The organism is Streptomyces bullii, from assembly GCF_042657145.1.
Taxonomy (GTDB): Bacteria; Actinomycetota; Actinomycetes; order Streptomycetales; family Streptomycetaceae; genus Streptomyces; species Streptomyces bullii.
Genome location: NZ_JBHSNY010000010.1, coordinates 122,714 through 141,750 on the forward strand (window position 1 = coordinate 122,714; position 19,037 = coordinate 141,750).

Below are 19,037 nucleotides of genomic sequence, written 5' to 3' on the forward strand. Positions count from 1 at the left end.
CAGAACCGAACAGGGATGCTAGCGGTCCGCGAGGGCGCGCTCGCCCGCTTTCCGCATGGCGTCCAGCGGCGCCGGGGACCGGCCCGTCATCTGCTCGACCTGGAGCACGGCCTGGTGCACCAGCAGGTCGAGGCCGCTGACGACCGCACCGCCGTACGCCGACCAGCGGGCCGCGAGGACGGTCGGCCAGGGGTCGTACAGCACGTCGAAGAGGGCCGCCGGCCGCTCCGGGACGGCCTGGGCGAGGGCGTCGGTGACGCCGGTCGGCGTGGTGGCGACGACCAGCGGGGCGCGCAGGGCCTGCTCGGCGTCCGCCCAGTCCGCGATGCGCACGGTCACGTCCAGCCGCTCGGCCCACTCCCGCATCTCCGCGGCCCGGGCCTCGCTGCGTACGTACACCACGATCTCGCCCGTGCAGATCCGGGAGAGCGCGGCCAGCGCGGAGGAGGCGGTGGCGCCCGCACCGAGGATCGCCGCGGTGTCCACCTCCTCGATGCCGTGCTCGCGCAGGGCCGCGACCATGCCTGGGATGTCGGTGTTGTCGCCGGTCCTGCGGCCGTCCTGGGTGAGAACGACGGTGTTGACCGCGTCGACGGAGGCCGCGGTCTCGCTGATCTCGTCGAGCAGGGGGATCACGGCCCGCTTCAGCGGCATGGTCAGCGAGAGCCCCGCCCACTCCGGGCCGAGCGTCTCGAAGAAACCCGGCAGCGCGTTCTCGTCCACCTCGAAGCGGTCGTACGTCCAGTCCCCGAGGCCCAGCTCGGCGTACGCGGCGCGGTGCAGCACCGGGGAGAGCGAGTGGGCGATCGGGGAGCCGAGAACGGCGGCTCGGCGCGGTGCGGCCATCAGGGGTTCCTCAGTTGTTCCTCGAGGCGTTGAACTCCTCGACCAGCTTCTGGTGCTCGGCGTTCGTCTTGGTGAACTCGCTGGTCTTCCCGTCGAGCGAGATGAAGTAGTACCAGCCGTCGTCCGTCGGGTTGAGGGCGCCCTTGATCGCGTCCTCGCCGGGGTTGTCGATCGGCCCGGGCGGCAGGCCCTTGTAGAAGTACGTGTTGTACGGGTTGTCGTACGTCCGCAGTTCCTGCAGCGTCAGGTCGATCTTGCTCTGGTTCTTGATGTAGTTGTACGTGGAGTCGAACTCCAGCTTGCCGTAGGTCTGCGGGTTGTCGGGCTTCATGCGGTTGTAGATGACCTCGGCCATCTTCCGGAAGTCGCTGTGGCTGGTGCCCTCGGCCTGGACCAGGCTGGCGATGGTCACCAGCTGCCACGGGTTGTCGAGTCCGAGGCTCTCGGCCTTCTTCTCGACGCCCAGCTTGGTGTAGGTCTCGGTGGCCCGCGCCACCATCTTCTTCAGGACGTCCGCGGGCTTCTGCCCCTTGGCGACGCCGTAACTGGAGGGGTAGAGGAATCCTTCCAGCGGGTCCTTGACGTTCTTGTGGTTCATCGCCCAGTCGGGCAGGCCGAGGTTCTTCCAGTCCTTCTTGGCGACCTCGGCGGTGGTGCCGTCCTTGAGCTCCAGCCGCTTGTCGATGAGGCGGTAGATGTCGGCGTTGCGCCTGCCCTCGGCGATGATCAGGTTGTCGCGGCTCTCCGGGCTGAGCATCAGTTCGACCGCACTCGCGGCCGACATCTCCTTCTGCAGCGTGTAGACGCCGTCCTGGATGTTCTTGCCCTGCGGGTTGCTGCCCTGAGCCGCGACGAAGGCGTCGACGCTCTTGACGACGCCCGCCGCCTTCAGCGCCCGGCCGATCGCGTAACCGTCCGCTCCTCCGGGGATCTCGACGGTCACCTCTTGGCCGTTGCCGTCTCCGGTGAAGTCCGGAGCCGCGGCGAAACGATCCTGGTAGAACTGGTACCCGAAGTAGCTCACCCCGGCCAGACCGCCACCCAAGACCAGCACGACCACCAGGCAGGCGACGCCGTTGCGTCCCTTCTTGCCCTTGCTGTTGCCGTTGCCCTTGCCGCCGCCTCGGCCGCGCCGGTCGCCGCGCCCGCGGCGGTTGCCGGGCTCGTCGCCGTCGTCCTCGTCGTCGCCCGCGAAGAAGGCGTGTTCGCCCTGGTCGGGGCCGGGGTCCCAGTCGGTCTCCGGCTCCGGTTCGGCGCGCCGCCGGCCGGGCGGCTCGGGCGGCGGGTAGGCGTCCGGCGTGCCGTAGTAATCGGGCTGGTGACCGGCGTCGTACGCGACCTGCTGGCCGTACGGGTCCGCCGGGTCGGCGGGGTACTGGACGTGCTGGTGCGTGCCCGTGGCCCAGCCGCCGTTGTCGTACTGCTGCTGGTGCCCGTGCCCCTGGTCCTGCGGGTGGCCCTGGGCGGGGTACTGCTGGTCGTACCCGTACTGCTGCTGCGCCTGACCGTATCCGGCCTGCTCACCGGTGCCCCAGTCGCCGTACTGCGGCTGCTGCGGCTGCTCTGGATAGTGCTGCGGCTGGCCGCCGTAGGGGGACTGCTGACCCACGGGGGCCTGCTGTCCTCCCCATCCGCCGTCCCCGTACAACGGGTCCTCCGGATGCCACGGTTCGGAGCCTTGGCCCCGGCCATACTCAGTCATCGATCCCCTAGAGCCGCGAGGCGGCGGTCGCGCGGCTTCCGGCTCGGCTTCCGTCCCGCCTCTCTCTGTGCGTCGGCTGTTCGAACACCGGCGCATCGCGCGGAACGTTACCGTATCGCGATCAGATGACCACTTCGACGCCTTCGCCGGGTGCTTTGCCTGACACCCGTTCGGATTCAAGCGCCTGTTGCAGGATCACCACGGCGGCCGCCTGGTCGACGACGGACCGGCCCTTCTTGGACTTCACGCCTGCGGCGCGCAGTCCCTGACTGGCCGTCACCGTCGTCATGCGTTCATCGACGAGTCTCACCGGAACGGGCGCGATCATGCGCGCCAGTTCCTGGGCGAATCCGCGGACCTTGACGGCGGCCGGGCCCTCACCCCCCTTCAGGGAGCGAGGGAGACCGATGACGACCTCGATCGGCTCGTACTCCTCGATAAGTTGTCCGAGCCGCCGTCGGGCTGCGGGGATGTCCCGGCCGGGGACCGTCTCCACCGGCGTGGCGAGGATCCCGTCGGGGTCGCACGAGGCGACCCCGATGCGGGCGTCCCCGACGTCGATCGCGAGTCGACGTCCTCTGCGCATGTTCTCGGCCGTTTCTTACTTGGCCGTCTCGGCGACGAGGCGCTCGACGGCGTCGACGGCCTCACCGACGGCGGCCGGGTTCTGGCCTCCGCCCTGGGCGACGTCCGGCTTGCCGCCACCGCCGCCGCCGAGGGTCTTGGCGGCCGTGCGGACCAGGTCGCCGGCCTTGAGGCCGCGGTCGCGGGCGGCGTCGTTGGTGGCGATGACCGTGAGCGGCTTGCCGTTGTTCACCGTGAACAGGGCGACCACGGCGGGCCGTCCGCCCTGGATGCGGCCGCGCACGTCGAGGACGAGCCTGCGCAGGTCGTCGGCGGTGGTGCCGTCCGGGACCTGACCGGTCACGACAGCGACCCCGCGGACGTCCTTGGCGGACTCGGCGAGTCCGGCGGCGGCCTGGAGCACCTTCTCGGCGCGGAACTTCTCGATCTCCTTCTCGGCGTCCTTCAGCTTGCCGAGCATGGCGGAGACCTTCTCCGGCAGTTCCTCCGGGCGGCCCTTGAGCAGCTCGGTGAGCTGGTTGACCACCGTGTGCTCGCGGGCGAGGAAGCTGTAGGCGTCCACGCCGACCAGGGCCTCGATACGGCGCACGCCGGAGCCGATGGACGACTCGCCGAGCAGCTTCACCAAACCCAGCTGGGCGGTGTTGTGCACGTGCGTGCCGCCGCACAGCTCCTTGGAGAAGTCGCCGATGGTCACGACACGCACCCGCTCGCCGTACTTCTCGCCGAACTCGGCGATGGCGCCCTGCTTCCTGGCCTCGTCGATGCCCATCACGTCGGCACGGACGTCCAGGTCGCGGGCGAGCACCTCGTTGATCTTCTGCTCGACGTCGAGCATGACCGTCTGCGGCACGGCGGACGGCGAGCCGAAGTCGAAGCGGAACCGGCCGGGCTGGTTCTCGGAGCCGGCCTGGGCGGCCGTCGGGCCGAGGGCGTCGCGCAGGGCCTGGTGGGTGAGGTGGGTGGCCGAGTGGGCGCGGGCGATGGCCTTGCGGCGGCGGGCGTCGATGGAGGCGTGGGCCTTGGCGCCGACGGTGACCTCGCCGACCTGGACGACGCCCTTGTGGACGTACACACCCGGGACCGGCTTCTGGCAGTCGCGGATCTCGATGACGGCGCCGGCGTCGGTCTTGATCCGGCCGGTGTCGCCGATCTGGCCGCCGCCCTCGGCGTAGAACGGGGTGCGGTCGAGGACGACCTCCACCTCGTCGCCCTCGGTGGCGGCCGGCGAGGACAGACCGTCGACGAGGATACCGACGATCGTGGACTCGCCCTCGGTGTCCGTGTAGCCGATGAAGTCGGTCGCGCCGGCCTTGTCGGCGATCTCCCGGTAGGCGCCCATGTCGGCGTGTCCGGTCTTCTTGGCCTGGGCGTCGGCCTTGGCGCGCTCCCGCTGCTCCTTCATCAGCCGGCGGAAGCCCTCCTCGTCCACGGACAGCCCCTGCTCGGCGGCCATCTCCAGGGTGAGGTCGATCGGGAAACCCCAGGTGTCGTGGAGCAGGAAGGCCTTGTCGCCGGGCAGGACGGTGGAGCCGGCGGCCTTGGTCTCGGACACGGCCGTGTCGAGGATGTTGGTGCCGGCCTTCAGCGTCTTGAGGAAGGCGTTCTCCTCGGCGAGGGCGACTTTCTCGATGCGCTCGCGGTCGGTGATGAGCTCCGGGTACTGCTGGCCCATCATGCCGATCACGACGTCGATCAGGTCCTTGACGACCGGGCCGGTGGCGCCGAGCAGGCGCATGTTGCGGATGGCGCGGCGCATGATGCGGCGCAGCACGTAGCCGCGGCCCTCGTTGCCGGGCGTGACACCGTCGCCGATGAGCATGGTGGCGGTGCGCATGTGGTCGGTGACCACGCGCAGGGAGACGTCCGAGGCGTGGGCGTCGCCGTAGCGGACGCCGGTCAGCTCGGTGGCCTTGTCGATGACGGCCATCGAGGTGTCGATCTCGTACATGTTCTGCACGCCCTGCAGAATCATGGCGAGCCGCTCGAGACCGAGGCCGGTGTCGATGTTCTTGCTCGGCAGTTCGCCGAGGATCTCGAAGTTGTCCTTGCCGGTGCCCTCGCCGCGCTCGTACTGCATGAAGACGAGGTTCCAGATCTCCACGTACCGCTCGTCGTTGACGGCGGGGCCGCCCTCGGCGCCGAACTCGGGGCCGCGGTCGTAGTTGATCTCGGAGCAGGGGCCGCACGGGCCGGGCACGCCCATGGACCAGTAGTTGTCCTTCATGCCCAGGCGCTGGATGCGCTCCTTCGGCACGCCGACGACCTCGTGCCAGATGCGCTCGGCCTCGTCGTCGTCCTTGTAGACGGTGATCCACAGGCGCTCGGGGTCGAGGCCGTAACCGCCCTTGTCCTGGGGCGTGGTGAGCAGCTCCCAGGCGAGCTTGATGGCGCCTTCCTTGAAGTAGTCGCCGAAGGAGAAGTTGCCGCACATCTGGAAGAACGTGCCGTGCCGGGTGGTCTTCCCGACCTCTTCGATGTCCGGCGTGCGCACGCACTTCTGCACGCTGGTGGCCCGGGCGAAGGGCGGTTTGACCTCCCCCAGGAAGTAGGGCTTGAACGGCACCATGCCGGCGGGGACGAGGAGCAGAGTCGGGTCGTCCGCGATGAGCGACGCCGAAGGGACGACGGTGTGCCCGCGCTCCTCGAAGAAGCTCAGCCAGCGACGGCGGATCTCAGCCGACTCCATCAGTGGTCCTCATTCCGGTTGTACGAGTACGTCTGGTACGTCGAGCCCTCGACGTACTTCGGGTCGTTGCGGTTCTCGATGGCGGCGTACCGCCGGGGTGCGGGCAGTTCGTGGTCGGCGACCGGGGCGTTGAGCCCGAGCGCGTCTCCCAACTCGGCTTCCCGCTGGGCCATGTTGTCGCGGACGTCGAGCGCGAAGCCCACCGCGCGGTCCTTCAGCCGGTGACCGGCCTCGATGGCCTTGTTCGCCGCGGCGTGGGCGAGGCTCTCGGGCGTCAGCTGCTTCAGCTTCCGGTTGACCTTGGTGGTGGCCCACACTCCGGCGGCGACGCCGGTGGTGAACCAGAACGTACGGCGGAACATGTCTGGGTCAGTCCCTCTTCCCGCGGAGGTTGCGCTTCGTGCGTCGCGCGGCCGGTACGGTGCGCCCCACGATGACCGTGCGCCTCGACGCCTTGGCGGGCACGTCGTCCTCCTTGCGGCCTGCGATGGCCCGGCGCACGCCGTAGCCGAAGGCCGCGACCTTGACCAGGGGGCCGCCGAAGGTGGAGGCGACGGTGGTGGACAGGGCGGAGGCGTTCGACGTGACCTCCTGGACGTCGGAGGCGATCGCGTCCACCCGGTCGATCTGGGTCTGCGCGGAGCGCACCGCCGCGGAGGCGTCGGCCAGCAGCGGGACGGCCTGATCGGTCACGTCCGCCACGAGCTTGGTGGTCGCCCTGAGCGTCTGGGCCAGCCTCGCCAGCGCGACGGCGAGGAAGGAGACCAGGATCGCCCAGAACACGGCCACCAGGATTCCGGCCACCTCTCCACCGGACACTGTGTGCACCCGCTCCCTGAAACGTGCCTGAATAGCTGCCTGAACATCGAGAAAGTCGTGTGACCGAGCCTATCGCGCCGGGCGTGGGGCTCCGTACCGGATTACCACCCGGGCGCGGAAGTAGTCCGGCATGCACAAACCCGCCGCCTCGCCCGCCCGGAAGGGCGGGGAGACGGCGGGTCGGGGTACTGCTGCCCGGCTGGGATCAGCGGGCGTAGTACTCGACGACGAGCTGCTCGTCGCAGACCACCGGGATCTCCTTGCGGTTCGGCTCGCGGTCCAGGCGGAACGCCAGGGCCTTGAGGTTCACCTGGAGGTAGCGCGGGGTCTCGCCGTCGGGGGCGAAGCCGCCTTCACGGGCGATCGTGAAGAGCGTCTTGTCCTTGCTGCGGTCGCGGACCTGCACGACGTCGTCCGGGCGGACACGGAAGGAGGGCTTGTCGACCTTCTTGCCGTTGACCTGGATGTGGCCGTGGGTGACCATCTGGCGGGCCTGGTAGATCGTGCGGGCGATGCCCGAGCGCAGGACCAGCGCGTCCAGGCGCCTCTCCAGCTCCACGATCAGGGCCTCACCGGTCTTGCCCTGCACCTTGGACGCGCGCTCGTAGGCGCGGACCAGCTGGCGCTCGGAGAGGTCGTACTGAGCGCGCAGACGCTGCTTCTCCAGCAGACGGACCTTGTAGTCCGAGTTCTGCTTGCGGCCGCGGCCGTGCTCACCCGGCGGGTAGGGACGGGCCTCGAAGTACTTGACGGCCTTCGGGGTCAGCGCGATGCCGAGGGCACGCGACTTCTTGACCTTGGGGCGGGACTGGTTCGCCACTGTCTCTGTCTCTTTCCTGGAATGATCCGGCTCCCCAGGGTTAGAGGAGGTCGCATCCGCAGCCGGGGAAATCCCGCCGGGCCACTGGGGCCTGGTGGGCAGCCGCTCCCTGGTCTGGGCACATACGTGCAGCACGCGAGTGGCCCACCGACCTCTCCCGGGGGTCCGGGTGGTGGTGGGCTGCCCGCGACACCGTTCGCCGGTGCGCGACGCTCCTGGAGATCCCTGCCCGGGGGCCGGGTCTCCGGCTGGGTGTCCCGCTCTGGGGTGCCGACCCCCTGTCGGGGTGCCGGACACGGGACTCAGCACTTCGGGTCAGTCTACAGGGCGCTCAGGACCGCTTTCGACCGAGGTGTTTCCTGGTCCACTCGACGGCGTCCGCGTATCGCGCCTCGGCGCCGTGCCGGGTCGGCGTGTAGTACTCGCGGTCCTTGAGCGCGTCCGGGGCGTACTGCTGGGCGGCGATGCCCTCGGGCACGTCGTGCGGATACACGTATCCCTGTCCGTGCCCGAGCTTGGTCGCTCCCTTGTAGTGGCTGTCCCGCAGGTGCGGCGGCACCGGGCCCGCCAGTCCCTTGCGTACGTCGTCCAGGGCGGCGCCGATCGCGGTCGTCGCGGAGTTGGACTTGGGGGCGAGGGAGAGGGCGATGGTGGCGTGGCTGAGGGTGAGGGCGGCCTCGGGGAAGCCGATCATGGCGACGGCCTGGGCGGCGGCGACCGCGATGGGCAGGGCGTTGGGATCGGCGAGGCCGATGTCCTCGCTGGCGGAGATCATCAGCCGGCGCGCGATGAAGCGGGGGTCCTCGCCGGCCTCGATCATGCGGGCCAGGTAGTGCAGGGCGGCGTCGACGTCGGAGCCGCGGATGGACTTGATCAGGGCGCTGGCCACGTCGTAGTGCTGGTCGCCGTCGCGGTCGTACTTGACGGCGGCCCGGTCGACCGTCTCCTCCAGGGTCGTCAAGGCGATCTCCGTCTCGCCCTTGTCGAGGGCGGCCCCGGCCGCGGCCTCCAGGGCCGTGAGGGCGCGACGGGCGTCGCCGCCGGCGATGCGCAGCAGGTGGTCCTCGGTGTCCTCGGGAAGGGTGACGGCGCCGTTCAGGCCGCGTTCGTCGGTGAGCGCCCGCTTGAGCAGCCCGCGGATGTCGTCGTCGGTGAGGGGCTCCAGGGTGAGCAGGAGCGAGCGGGAGAGCAGGGGCGAGATGACCGAGAAGTACGGGTTCTCGGTGGTCGCCGCGATCAGGGTCACCCAGCGGTTCTCCACGGCCGGGAGCAGGGAGTCCTGCTGGGCCTTGCTGAAGCGGTGGATCTCGTCCAGGAAGAGGACGGTCTCCTTGCCGTACCCGCCGGAGGCGCGGCGGGCGCCGTCGATGACCGCGCGGACCTCCTTGACGCCCGCGGTGATCGCCGACAGTTCGACGAAGCGCTTGTTGGTGGCCTTGGAGACGACGTACGCCAGGGTCGTCTTGCCGGTGCCGGGCGGGCCCCAGAGGATCACCGAGGAGGGGCCGGCGGGGCCCGAGGCAACCTCGCCGACCAGGCGGCGCAGGGGCGAGCCCGGCTTCAGCAGGTGCTGCTGGCCCACGACCTCGTCGAGGGTGCGCGGGCGCATCCGTACGGCCAGGGGGCTGCTGGACGGCTCCTTCTCCTGGCGTTCTTCTGCTGCGGCGGTGAACAGGTCGGGCTCCACGCTGAAACCCTAAATCACCGCACTGACAGTCCGACCGGCTGTCAGCTGGTCCAGAAGTCCCACCAGCGGGTCAGGATGAGCATGCCGATGATGCCGATGTGCAGGACCGGCAGGACCCAGGTGAACTCGCCGAAGAAGCTCTTCAGCCAGCCGGGCGCGGGCAGGAAGCCCTTGCGGACGTTGAACGAGGTCACGTACCAGAACATGACGATCGTGGCGACCCAGGCCAGGCAGCACCACAGGCACAGGGCGTTGATCCGGTACAGCGACTGGAACATCAGCCAGGCGCAGAAGCTCACGCCGAACAGGCAGCCGGCGTTGAAGGTGAGCCAGTACCAGCGCGGGAAGCGTGCCCGGGCGAGCAGGCTCAGGCCGACGCACACGACGATGCCGTAGGCGACGAGGCCGAGCATCGGGTTGGGGAACCCGAAGACGGCGGCCTGCTTGCTCTCCATGACGCTGCCGCAGGAGACGACGGGGTTCAGGCTGCAGCCGGGCGTGAAGGTCTTGCCCTCGACCTTGGCCTCGAGCAGCTTGAACTTGTCGATCGTGATGACCCACGCGGCGAGCAGTCCGGCCGCGCCGGTGATCACCAGGAGCAGCGCGAAGGCTCGACTGCCGCCCTCGGCGCGCGGAGCGGCGGTGGTGCGCTCCGGCACGGGGCCGGACTCCGTGGAGACGTCGTTGACTGTCGTCTTGCTCATCACGCCGATTCCGTCACTTGAGAGCTGGAACATCTTCGGGCAGGGCCATTGTGCCGCACTCGCACACGTCTCCACCGTTCAGTGGACATAAGGAAGTACGCGCGGTCGCCCCTGAGGGTTGGGTTCCGGCCGACGTCCGTTGCAGGACAGAACGCACGAACGAACCCGCGGGGGCGGGCGCACCGGGGCGGCGTCCCGCCGAGCCTGGGGGCACGCGCGGCGGAATGTCCGCAGGGCAGTCACTGAAGGGCAGCCGCTGAAGGCGTGCGTGCAGGTCTGCCGGAGGTCTGCCGGGCAAGATGGCGCATTTGCTGCCCGGGGAGCGAGGAAGGGGGCCGGCGCTCGTCGCGCACCGGCCCCCTTCCTCGACGTACGGCTAACCGAGCCGGGCCTCCAGCTCCGCCACGATCTCGTTGACGCCGACCGCCGTCTGCTCGCCGGACTCCATGTCCTTGAGCTGGACGACGCCCTCGGCGAGGTCGCGTTCGCCGGCGACGATCGTGTAGCGGGCTCCGCTGCGGTTGGCGTTCTTCATGGCGCCCTTGAGGCCCTTGCCGCCGTAGGAGAAGTCCGCCGCGATGCCCACCTTGCGCAGCTCGGTGACCTTGCCGAAGAGGAAGCGGCGGGCCTCCTCGCCGAGCGGGACAGCGAACACGCTGGTGGTGGCGGGGAGTTCGAGCTCGACGCCCTCGGCCTCCAGGGCCAGCACCGTGCGGTCGACGCCCAGGGCCCAGCCGACGGACGGCAGCGCGGGGCCGCCGATCATCTCCGACAGGCCGTCGTAGCGGCCGCCGCCGCCCACGGCGGACTGGGAGCCGAGGCCGTCGTGGACGAACTCGAAGGTGGTGCGGGTGTAGTAGTCCAGGCCGCGCACCAGCTTCGGGTCGTCCTCGAAGGAGACGCCCGCCGCGGTGATCAGCTCGCGGACCTCCTCGTGGTACGCCTTGCACGCGTCGCAGAGGTAGTCGCGCAGCAGCGGCGCCTCCGTCAGCTGCTTCTGCACGTCCGCGCGCTTGTCGTCCAGGACGCGCAGCGGGTTGATCTGCGCACGGCGCAGGGTGTCCTCGTCGAGGTCCAGGCCGCGCAGGAAGTCCTGCAGGGCGGCCCGGTACACCGGGCGGCACTCCTTGTCGCCCAGGCTGTTGAGGAGGATCCGAAAGTTCCGCAGGCCCAGCGAGCGGTACGCCTGGTCGGCCAGGATGATCAGCTCGGCGTCCAGCGCCGGGTCCTCGGCGCCGATGGCCTCCGCGCCGACCTGGGAGAAGTGGCGGTAGCGGCCCTTCTGGGGACGCTCGTAGCGGTAGTACGAGCCCGAGTACCAGAGCTTGACGGGGAGGTTGCCCGCCTTGTGCAGGTTGGCCTCCAGCGCCGCGCGCAGCACGGAGGCGGTGCCTTCGGGGCGCAGGGCCAGCTTGTCGCCGCCCTTGGTCTCGAAGGCGTACATCTCCTTGGTCACGATGTCCGTCGACTCGCCGACACCGCGCGCGAACAGCTCCACGCTCTCGAAGCCGGGCGTCTCGATGTAGCCGTAGCCGGAGTTGCGCAGCGGGGCGGCGATGGCCTCGCGGACGGCGAGGTACTTGGCGCTGTCCGGCGGGATCAGGTCGTACGTGCCCTTGGGGGCCTTGAAGGTGCTCACGGAAGGTCTCGTCACATTCCTCGTCGGGGAGCTTCCTGGGCTCCCAGGCCGGCGGCCACCTGCCGCAGATACGGGTTGGTGGCGCGCTCCTGGCCGATGGTCGTCTGGGGGCCGTGGCCGGACAGCACCACGGTCGAGTCGTCGAGCGGCAGGCACACGCGGGCCAGCGAGTCGAGCATCTCGGCCATGTCACCGCCGGGCAGGTCGGTGCGTCCGATGGAGCCGGCGAACAGCAGGTCGCCCGAGAACAGGATCGGCGGGATGTCCGCCGCCTCGGGCATGCCGAAGGTCACCGACCCCTTGGTATGGCCCGGCGCGTGCGCGACGGTGAGCTCCAGGCCCGCCAGCTCCAGCTTCGCGCCGTCGGTCAGCTCCTTGACGTCGTCCGGCTCCCCGACGGTCAGCTCGCCCAGCAGCGGCATGCCGATGGAACGGCCGAGCGCCTTCTCCGGGTCGCTCATCATGTATCGGTCATCCGGGTGGATCCAGGCCGGTACGTCGTGCGCGCCGCACACCGGGACGACCGAGGCCACATGGTCGAGATGGCCGTGGGTGAGGACGACGGCGACGGGCTTGAGCCGATGCTTCTTCAGTGCTTCCTCGACTCCGGGGGCCGCCTCGTGGCCCGGGTCGATGATCACGCACTCCTCACCGGCGGCGGGGGCGACGAGATAACAGTTCGTCCCCCAGGCCCCGGCGGGGAACCCGGCAATGAGCACGATCGTCCTTCGTTGTGTCGATTACGGGTGGCTTGCGGCGGGGCCGCGCCCTGGTCAGAGACTACCGGCGCTGCCGTTTCCTCAGCGAACCCATATACGGTACGGGGCACACGCACGCGGTCGGTTCACCGGACGCACGCGTACCGGTCGGCACACGAGACGCATGAGGAGAGAACCCGGTGGTCAGCCAGGAGCAGCGGCGGCGTCAGCTCGCCCGGGAGAAGTTCTTGCGGCAGCAGCAGCGACGCACCGAGGCGCGGCGCAAGGCGCGCATCCGCAACTCGGTGATCGCATCCGTCCTCGGCGTGGTCATCGTGGGCAGCCTCGCGATCTACACGACCGGGGTACTCAAGAAGGACGACGACAAGACCAACGCGAGCGCGGAGGTCACCCCGAGCGCCTCGCCCAGCAAGGCGCCGGACCCGTGCGAGAAGCCCGCCGCGGGCAAGGTCAAGTCGGAGACCTGGAAGAAGGAGCCGGCGATGACGATCGACAAGTCGGCCACGTACACGATGAAGCTCGCGACGACCTGCGGCGAGATAGACATCGCGATGAAGGCGTCGGCTGCGCCGCACACCGTCAACTCCTTCGCCTTCCTCGCCGGTAAGGGCTATTTCGACCACTCCAAGTGCCACCGGCTCACCACCAACGGCATCTACGTGCTGCAGTGCGGTGACCCGACCGGCACCGGGACGGGCGGCCCCGGCTACACGATCCCGGACGAGAACCTGAAGGACAAAAGCCTGAAGGACAACATCTACCCGGCGGGCACCGTCGCGATGGCGAACACCGGGCAGAAGAACAGTGGCGGCAGCCAGTTCTTCCTCGTCTACCAGGACAGCCAGTTGCCGCCCAGCTACACACCGTTCGGTACCGTCTCGGAGGCGGGCATGAAGGTGCTGAAGAAGATCGCCGCGGCCGGCGAGAGCACCGGAGCGGGTGACGGGGCGCCCAACGCGACGGTCGTGATCGACAAGGCGACCGTCACGAAATCCTGAGCCCCATCTGCGAAATTTCGGTCGCGCGGGATGCGGACAGGCCGCCCGCCGGTCGCCTATGTTGGCCGTGACGAAACTGTGGACGATGCCCGGGGGAGCTGAGGCCCCTCGCAGGCATCATGTGGAGGAGGCGCTGTGAGCAGCGACCCGTGGGGCCGCGTCGACGAGACGGGGACCGTGTACGTGCGTACGGCCGACGGCGAGAAGGTCGTCGGTTCCTGGCAGGCCGGCTCCCCCGATGAGGCGCTGGCCTACTTCGAGCGCAAGTACGAGGGCCTGGTTGTCGAGATCGGCCTCCTCGAGAAGCGAGTGAAGACCACCGACCTGTCGGCCAAGGACGCCCTGGCCGCCATCGAGCACCTGCGGGAGCAGGTCGACGCGCATCACGCGGTGGGCGACCTGGACGCCCTGAGGGTCCGGCTGGACAAGCTCGTCGCGTTGGTGGAGGCGCGCCGCGAGGAGCGCAAGGCGCAGCGGGCGAGGCAGTCGGACGAGGCGCGCAAGGCCAAGGAGGCGCTGGTCGCCGAGGCGGAGGAGCTGGCGCAGTCCGACCAGTGGCGGGCGGCCGGTGAGCGGCTGCGGGCGCTGGTGGACACCTGGAAGGGGCTGCCGCGCCTGGACCGCAAGTCCGACGACGAGCTGTGGCACCGCTTCTCGCACGCGCGGTCGGCGTTCTCCAAGCGCCGCAAGCAGCACTTCGCGCAGCTGGACGCGCAGCGCGAGGAGGCGCGCAAGACCAAGGAGCGGCTGGTCGCCGAGGCGGAGGCGCTGTCCGGCTCGACGGACTGGGGTCCGACGGCCGCGCGTTACCGCGAGCTGATGGCCGAGTGGAAGGCCGCCGGCCGCGCCCAGCGCGAGCACGAGGACGACCTGTGGAACCGCTTCCGTGGCGCCCAGGACGTCTTCTTCGCCGCCCGCAGCTCGGTGTTCGCCGAGCGGGACGCGGAGCAGGCGGAGAACCTCAAGCTCAAGGAGGAGCTGGCCGAGGAGGCCGAGAAGCTCCTGCCGGTCACGGACCTGAAGGCGGCCCGTGCCACGTTCCGTTCGATCAACGAGCGCTGGGAGGCCATCGGCCACGTGCCGCGCGACGCGCGCCCGAAGGTCGAGGGCCGGATGCACGCGGTGGAGCGGGCGATCCAGGAGGCCGAGGAGGCCGAGTGGCGCCGGACCAACCCGGAGGCCCGCGCGCGTGCCGAGGGTCTGACCGGTCAGCTGCAGGCAGCCGTGGACAAGCTGACGTCCCAGATCGAGCAGGCGCGTGCCCAGGGCAACAACGCCAAGGCCGACAAGCTCGAGAAGGAGCTCCAGGGCCGCCAGGCACTGCTGGACCAGGCTCTGAAGGGGCTGCAGGAGTTCGGCGGCTGACCCTGTCGTGCACGCAGGCGGCCCGGCGGTGTGTCCCACCGCCGGGCCGCTTCGTCGTTCCGGCAGCTCTCCTACGACGGCCTGCGCGCCGACGTCACCCGGTACACGTCGTACACCCCTTCCACGCCCCGCACGGCCTTCAGGACGTGCCCGAGGTGTTTCGGGTCGCCCATCTCGAAGGTGAAGCGGGACGTGGCGACACGGTCGCGGGAGGTCTGCACGGCGGCGGAGAGGATGTTGACGTGCTGGTCGGACAGCACGCGGGTGACGTCCGACAGCAGCCGGGAGCGGTCCAGGGCCTCCACCTGGATGGCGACCAGGAACACCGAGGACTGGGTCGGCGCCCACTCGACCTCGAGAATGCGCTCGGGCTCGCGGGACAATGACTCCACGTTCACACAGTCACTGCGGTGAACCGATACGCCGCTACCGCGTGTGACGAAGCCGATGATCGGGTCGCCGGGCACGGGCGTACAGCAACGGGCCAGTTTGACCCACACGTCGTCGACGCCCTTGACGACGACGCCGGGATCGGCGCTGGAGCGGCGCTTGCGGCTGCGGCCGCGGGACGGCGGGACCGTCTCGTCGATCTCCTCGGTGGCGGCCTCCTCGCCGCCGAGCGCCTGGACGAGCTTCTGCACGATGTTCTGCGCGGAGACATGGCCCTCGCCGATCGCCGCGTAGAGCGCGGAGATGTCCGCGTAGCGCATCTCGTGCGCGAGCGTGACCAGGGAGTCGCCCGTCAGGATGCGCTGGATCGGCAGGTTCTGCTTGCGCATCGCCCGGACGATGGCGTCCTTGCCCTGCTCAATCGCCTCGTCGCGACGCTCCTTGGAGAACCAGGCACGGATCTTGTTGCGGGCGCGCGGCGACTTCACGAAGCCCAGCCAGTCGCGGGACGGGCCCGCGCCGGGCGCCTTGGAGGTGAAGACCTCGACCAGGTCGCCGTTGTCCAGCGTCGATTCGAGCGGCACGAGGCGGCCGTTGACCCGCGCTCCTATCGTGCGGTGCCCGACCTCGGTGTGCACGGCATACGCGAAGTCGACCGGGGTGGCACCGGCCGGGAGCGCTATGACGTCGCCCTTGGGGGTGAAGACGAAGACCTCGTTGCGGGACAGGTCGAAGCGCAGCGACTCCAGGAACTCGCTGGGGTCCTCGGTCTCCTTCTGCCAGTCCAGCAGCTGCCGCAGCCACGCCATGTCGTTGATGGCGTCCTTGTCCTTGGCCGATGTCTTCGGGGCGTCGGTGCGGATCTTGGAGGCACCGGCGACGGCCTCCTGCTTGTACTTCCAGTGCGCGGCGATGCCGTACTCGGCGCGGCGGTGCATGTCGAATGTGCGGATCTGCAGCTCGACCGGTTTGCCGCCCGGGCCGATGACCGTCGTGTGCAGCGACTGGTACATGTTGAACTTGGGCATCGCGATGTAGTCCTTGAACCGGCCGGGGACCGGGTTCCACCGCGCGTGCACCGTGCCGAGGGCCGCGTAGCAGTCGCGGACGGTGTCCACGAGGACGCGGATGCCCACCAGGTCGTAGATCTCCGCGAAGTCACGGCCGCGGACGATCATCTTCTGGTAGACGCTGTAGTAGTGCTTGGGGCGGCCGGTGACGGTCGCCTTGATGCGGGCCGCCCGCAGGTCCTGCTGGACCTCGTCGGTCACTATGGCGAGGTACTCGTCCCGCTTGGGGGCGCGCTCGGCGACCAGGCGGACGATCTCGTCGTACATCTTGGGGTAGAGGATCGCGAAGGCGAGGTCCTCCAGCTCCCACTTGATGGTGTTCATGCCCAGGCGGTGGGCGAGCGGCGCGTAGATCTCCAGGGTCTCGCGCGCCTTCTTCTCCTGCTTCTCGCGCTTGAGGTAGCGCATGGTGCGCATGTTGTGCAGGCGGTCGGCGAGCTTGATGACCAGGACGCGGGGGTCCTTGGCCATGGCGACGACCATCTTGCGCACCGTCTCGGCCTGCGCGGCCTCGCCGAACTTGACCTTGTCCAGCTTGGTGACGCCGTCGACGAGCAGGGCGACGACGTCACCGAAGTCGCGGCGCAGGTCCTCCAGGCCGTACTCGGTGTCCTCGACCGTGTCGTGCAGCAGGCCCGCCATCAGCGTGGCCGGGTCCATGCCGAGCTCGGCGAGGATGGTGGTGACGGCGAGGGGGTGCGTGATGTACGGGTCGCCGCTCTTGCGCTTCTGGCCGCGGTGCCAGCGCTCGGCGACCTGGTAGGCGCGTTCGATCTGGCGCAGCGTCGAGTTCTCGATCTTCGGGTCGTTGCTGCGCACTATCCGCAGCAGCGGCTCCAGGACCGGGTTGTACGGATTCGCTCGCTGGACGCCGAGACGGGCGAGGCGGGCGCGGACGCGGTTGGAGGAGCCGGTGCGGGCGGGCTGGCCGGCGGGCGGGCGGACCACGGGCGGGTTCGCGGAGCGCTCGGGCGGCGCCGGCTTGGGACGAGGCTGCTCGGCCGGCTTGTCGACGGGCGCCGACTGGGCGTGCTGCACCGGCCCGCGCACGTCGTTCTTCGCGTGCGGCGCGTTCGGCGCGGGCTTCGCCGCGGCGGCCGAGGCGGACTCGGGCTTGGCGGCGGTCAGGTGCTGGGCCTCGTCTGGCAAGAGGACTCCTCGTGCGCGATCCGGGTCCCCCGGTCAGGCTCCGGACAACCCATGGTAGCGATCCTGAGCCCCAGGATCGCCTTCGGACCGATGTGAGAGCCGTCTACCGGAGAAACGGGAGAGGCGGGCACCGGATCTCTCCGGGCCCGCCTCCGCGGTGTCGTGCCGGTGTACCCCAGGCCGCGCACGGGTTTCTACACCGTGAGCAGCGCCTGAAGCGGAGCGTCGCCGAGGGCCGGTTCCAGGCGGGTACGGCCGCCGAGGAAACCGAGCTCCATCAGGACGGCCAGGCCCGCGACCTCGGCGCCGGCCCGGCGGATGAGCTGGATCGAGGCCTCGGCGGTGCCGCCGGTCGCCAGGACGTCGTCGACGATGAGGACACGGTCACCGCCGGCCAGGTCCTCGGCGTGCACCTCGATCTCGGCCGATCCGTACTCCAGGTCGTACGCCTGGCTGAGGGTGGCTCCGGGGAGCTTGCCCGCCTTGCGTACGGGGATGAAGCCGAGGCCGGCGCGGACCGCGACCGGGGCGCCGAGGATGAAGCCGCGGGCTTCCAGGCCGACGACCTTGGTGGCGCCGGTGCGCTCGGCGATCCCGGCGAGGGCGTCGGTGAGCGCGGTGAACGCCGACGGGTCGGCCAGGAGCGGGGTGATGTCCTTGAACATCACGCCCGGCTCCGGGTAGTCCGCCACGTCACGGATGCGGCTGAGCAGCAGCGCGCTGACGTCGGTGAGGCCGGTCATCGGCGCTTCCCGGAGGGCCGGCCACGGCCCCGGCTGCGGGACGCGGGCTGGTTGCGCGGGCCGACGACCGCGGGTGCGGCGTCCTCCGGCTCGTCGTCCCGCGGCTCGTCGGCGACCCGGGTGTCCTGGGGCTCTCCGTGGGTGCCGGCCTGCGCCCGCTTCGCCAGCACGCGCTTCCTCAGCGCCTTCATCTGCGGCTCGCGCTCCTTGAGGTCGGCGACGAGCGGCGTGGCGATGAAGATCGAGGAGTAGGCGCCCGCCGCGAGGCCGACGAACAGCGACAGCGAGATGTCGTTCAGCATGCCGGCGCCGAGGACACCGCCGCCGATGAACAGCAGACCCGCCACCGGCAGCAGTGCGACGACGGTGGTGTTGACGGAACGGACCAGGGTGCTGTTGATCGAGCGGTTGGCGACGTCGCTGTAGGTCCAGCGGGTCTGCTTGGTGATGTCCTTCGTCTGCTCCTTGAGGCTGTCGAAGACGACGACCGTGTCGTAGAGCGAGTAACCGAGGATGGTCAGCAGACCGATCACCGTGCCGGGCGTGACCTCGAAGCCGACGAGGGAGTAGATGCCGACCGTGATGGTGATGTCGTGGATCAGGGCGACGAACGCGGCGACCGCCATGCGCCACTCGAACGCGATCGCCAGGTAGATCACGACGAGGACCAGGAAGATGCCGAGGCCCTGCCATGCCTTGTTGGCGATCTGGTCACCCCAGCTCGGGCCGACCAGTTCGGCGTTGATCCGCTCCGCGTCGACCTTCAGGTCCTCGGCGAGGAGCTGCTTGATCTGGTCGGCGCGGTCGGTGTCGATACCGGCGACCTGGATGCGCAGGGTGCCGTTGCCGAGCTGCTGGACGATCGCGTCGTGGCCGGCGGCATCTTCCGCGTACTCCTCGGCCTGGGAGACGGACACGCTGGTCTTCGGTGTGTTGAAGACGGCTCCGCCCTGGAACTCGATGCCCATGTTGAGGCCGCGCACCGCCAGGCCGACGATGGCGGTGATCGTGATCAGGATCGAGATGCCGTACCAGATCTTGCGGTTCTTGACGAAGTCGTAGCCGATCTCGCCACGGTGGAGTCGGGCGCCGAGGTTGCCGAGCTTCGACAT

General features: G+C 69.7%; 16 protein-coding genes. 2 read left to right on the top strand and 14 right to left on the bottom strand.

All coding sequences use genetic code 11. The features are described from left to right. Positions 1–18: 18 nt before the first annotated feature. The 11 genes from ACFPZJ_RS27700 to ACFPZJ_RS27750 all read right to left on the bottom strand — a co-directional run bounded on the left by ACFPZJ_RS27700 (position 19) and on the right by ACFPZJ_RS27750 (position 12,210). Positions 19–846: a shikimate dehydrogenase gene (locus ACFPZJ_RS27700; protein WP_381026950.1), complete on the bottom strand. Its 828-nt coding sequence runs from the start codon at positions 844–846 to the stop codon at positions 19–21. Between the two features lie 10 nt (positions 847–856). Continuing rightward, complete coding sequence (gene mltG, locus ACFPZJ_RS27705; RefSeq protein ID WP_381026953.1) at positions 857–2,548, bottom strand: endolytic transglycosylase MltG; 1,692 nt, start codon at positions 2,546–2,548, stop codon at positions 857–859. 121 nt (positions 2,549–2,669) lie between these two features. Further along, positions 2,670–3,134 carry a Holliday junction resolvase RuvX gene (gene ruvX / locus ACFPZJ_RS27710; RefSeq protein ID WP_381026956.1) on the bottom strand — a complete coding sequence of 155 codons (465 nt, stop codon included), beginning with the start codon at positions 3,132–3,134 and terminating at the stop codon, positions 2,670–2,672. Between the two features lie 15 nt (positions 3,135–3,149). Next, entirely contained in the window at positions 3,150–5,822 is a 2,673-nt protein-coding gene (gene alaS, locus ACFPZJ_RS27715) for an alanine--tRNA ligase (RefSeq protein WP_381026959.1), read from the bottom strand. Continuing rightward, the gene (locus tag ACFPZJ_RS27720; protein ID WP_381026962.1) at positions 5,822–6,184 is read right to left on the bottom strand and encodes a hypothetical protein; all 363 of its coding nucleotides are present in this window, start codon (positions 6,182–6,184) and stop codon (positions 5,822–5,824) included. Before ACFPZJ_RS27720 ends, alaS begins: the two co-directional genes overlap by 1 nt. Positions 6,185–6,191: 7 nt before the next feature. Then, entirely contained in the window at positions 6,192–6,650 is a 459-nt protein-coding gene (locus tag ACFPZJ_RS27725) for a DUF948 domain-containing protein (RefSeq protein ID WP_381026965.1), read from the bottom strand. A gap of 196 nt (positions 6,651–6,846) precedes the next feature. After that, positions 6,847–7,461, bottom strand: coding sequence for a 30S ribosomal protein S4 (rpsD, locus tag ACFPZJ_RS27730; RefSeq protein WP_381026968.1), 615 nt, complete (start codon positions 7,459–7,461; stop codon positions 6,847–6,849). A 331-nt stretch (positions 7,462–7,792) separates the two neighbouring features. Continuing rightward, entirely contained in the window at positions 7,793–9,148 is a 1,356-nt protein-coding gene (locus tag ACFPZJ_RS27735; RefSeq protein WP_381026970.1) for a replication-associated recombination protein A, read from the bottom strand. Between the two features lie 41 nt (positions 9,149–9,189). Continuing rightward, complete coding sequence (locus ACFPZJ_RS27740) at positions 9,190–9,852, bottom strand: vitamin K epoxide reductase family protein (RefSeq protein WP_381026973.1); 663 nt, start codon at positions 9,850–9,852, stop codon at positions 9,190–9,192. Positions 9,853–10,228: 376 nt separating this feature from the next. Next, positions 10,229–11,491 carry a histidine--tRNA ligase gene (gene hisS, locus ACFPZJ_RS27745; RefSeq protein WP_381026976.1) on the bottom strand — a complete coding sequence of 421 codons (1,263 nt, stop codon included), beginning with the start codon at positions 11,489–11,491 and terminating at the stop codon, positions 10,229–10,231. Positions 11,492–11,502: 11 nt separating this feature from the next. Beyond that, complete coding sequence (locus tag ACFPZJ_RS27750; RefSeq protein ID WP_381026979.1) at positions 11,503–12,210, bottom strand: MBL fold metallo-hydrolase; 708 nt, start codon at positions 12,208–12,210, stop codon at positions 11,503–11,505. A 179-nt stretch (positions 12,211–12,389) separates the two neighbouring features. Between ACFPZJ_RS27750 and ACFPZJ_RS27755 the strand changes: the two genes are divergently transcribed. Continuing rightward, positions 12,390–13,208 (top strand): peptidylprolyl isomerase, encoded by an 819-nt coding sequence (locus ACFPZJ_RS27755; RefSeq protein ID WP_381026980.1) that lies wholly within the window; start codon positions 12,390–12,392, stop codon positions 13,206–13,208. A 135-nt stretch (positions 13,209–13,343) separates the two neighbouring features. Then, positions 13,344–14,573, top strand: coding sequence for a DUF349 domain-containing protein (locus tag ACFPZJ_RS27760; RefSeq protein ID WP_381026983.1), 1,230 nt, complete (start codon positions 13,344–13,346; stop codon positions 14,571–14,573). Positions 14,574–14,644: 71 nt separating this feature from the next. Here ACFPZJ_RS27760 and relA read toward each other — a convergent pair whose 3' ends face one another. From relA to secF, 3 genes are all read right to left on the bottom strand, one after another. After that, positions 14,645–17,182: a GTP pyrophosphokinase gene (gene relA / locus ACFPZJ_RS27765; RefSeq protein ID WP_381026986.1), complete on the bottom strand. Its 2,538-nt coding sequence runs from the start codon at positions 17,180–17,182 to the stop codon at positions 14,645–14,647. Between the two features lie 194 nt (positions 17,183–17,376). Beyond that, on the bottom strand, positions 17,377–17,925 hold the full coding sequence (locus tag ACFPZJ_RS27770; protein ID WP_381026989.1) for an adenine phosphoribosyltransferase: 549 nt from the start codon (positions 17,923–17,925) through the stop codon (positions 17,377–17,379). Continuing rightward, positions 17,922–19,037 (bottom strand): protein translocase subunit SecF, encoded by a 1,116-nt coding sequence (gene secF / locus ACFPZJ_RS27775; protein WP_381026992.1) that lies wholly within the window; start codon positions 19,035–19,037, stop codon positions 17,922–17,924. Before secF ends, ACFPZJ_RS27770 begins: the two co-directional genes overlap by 4 nt.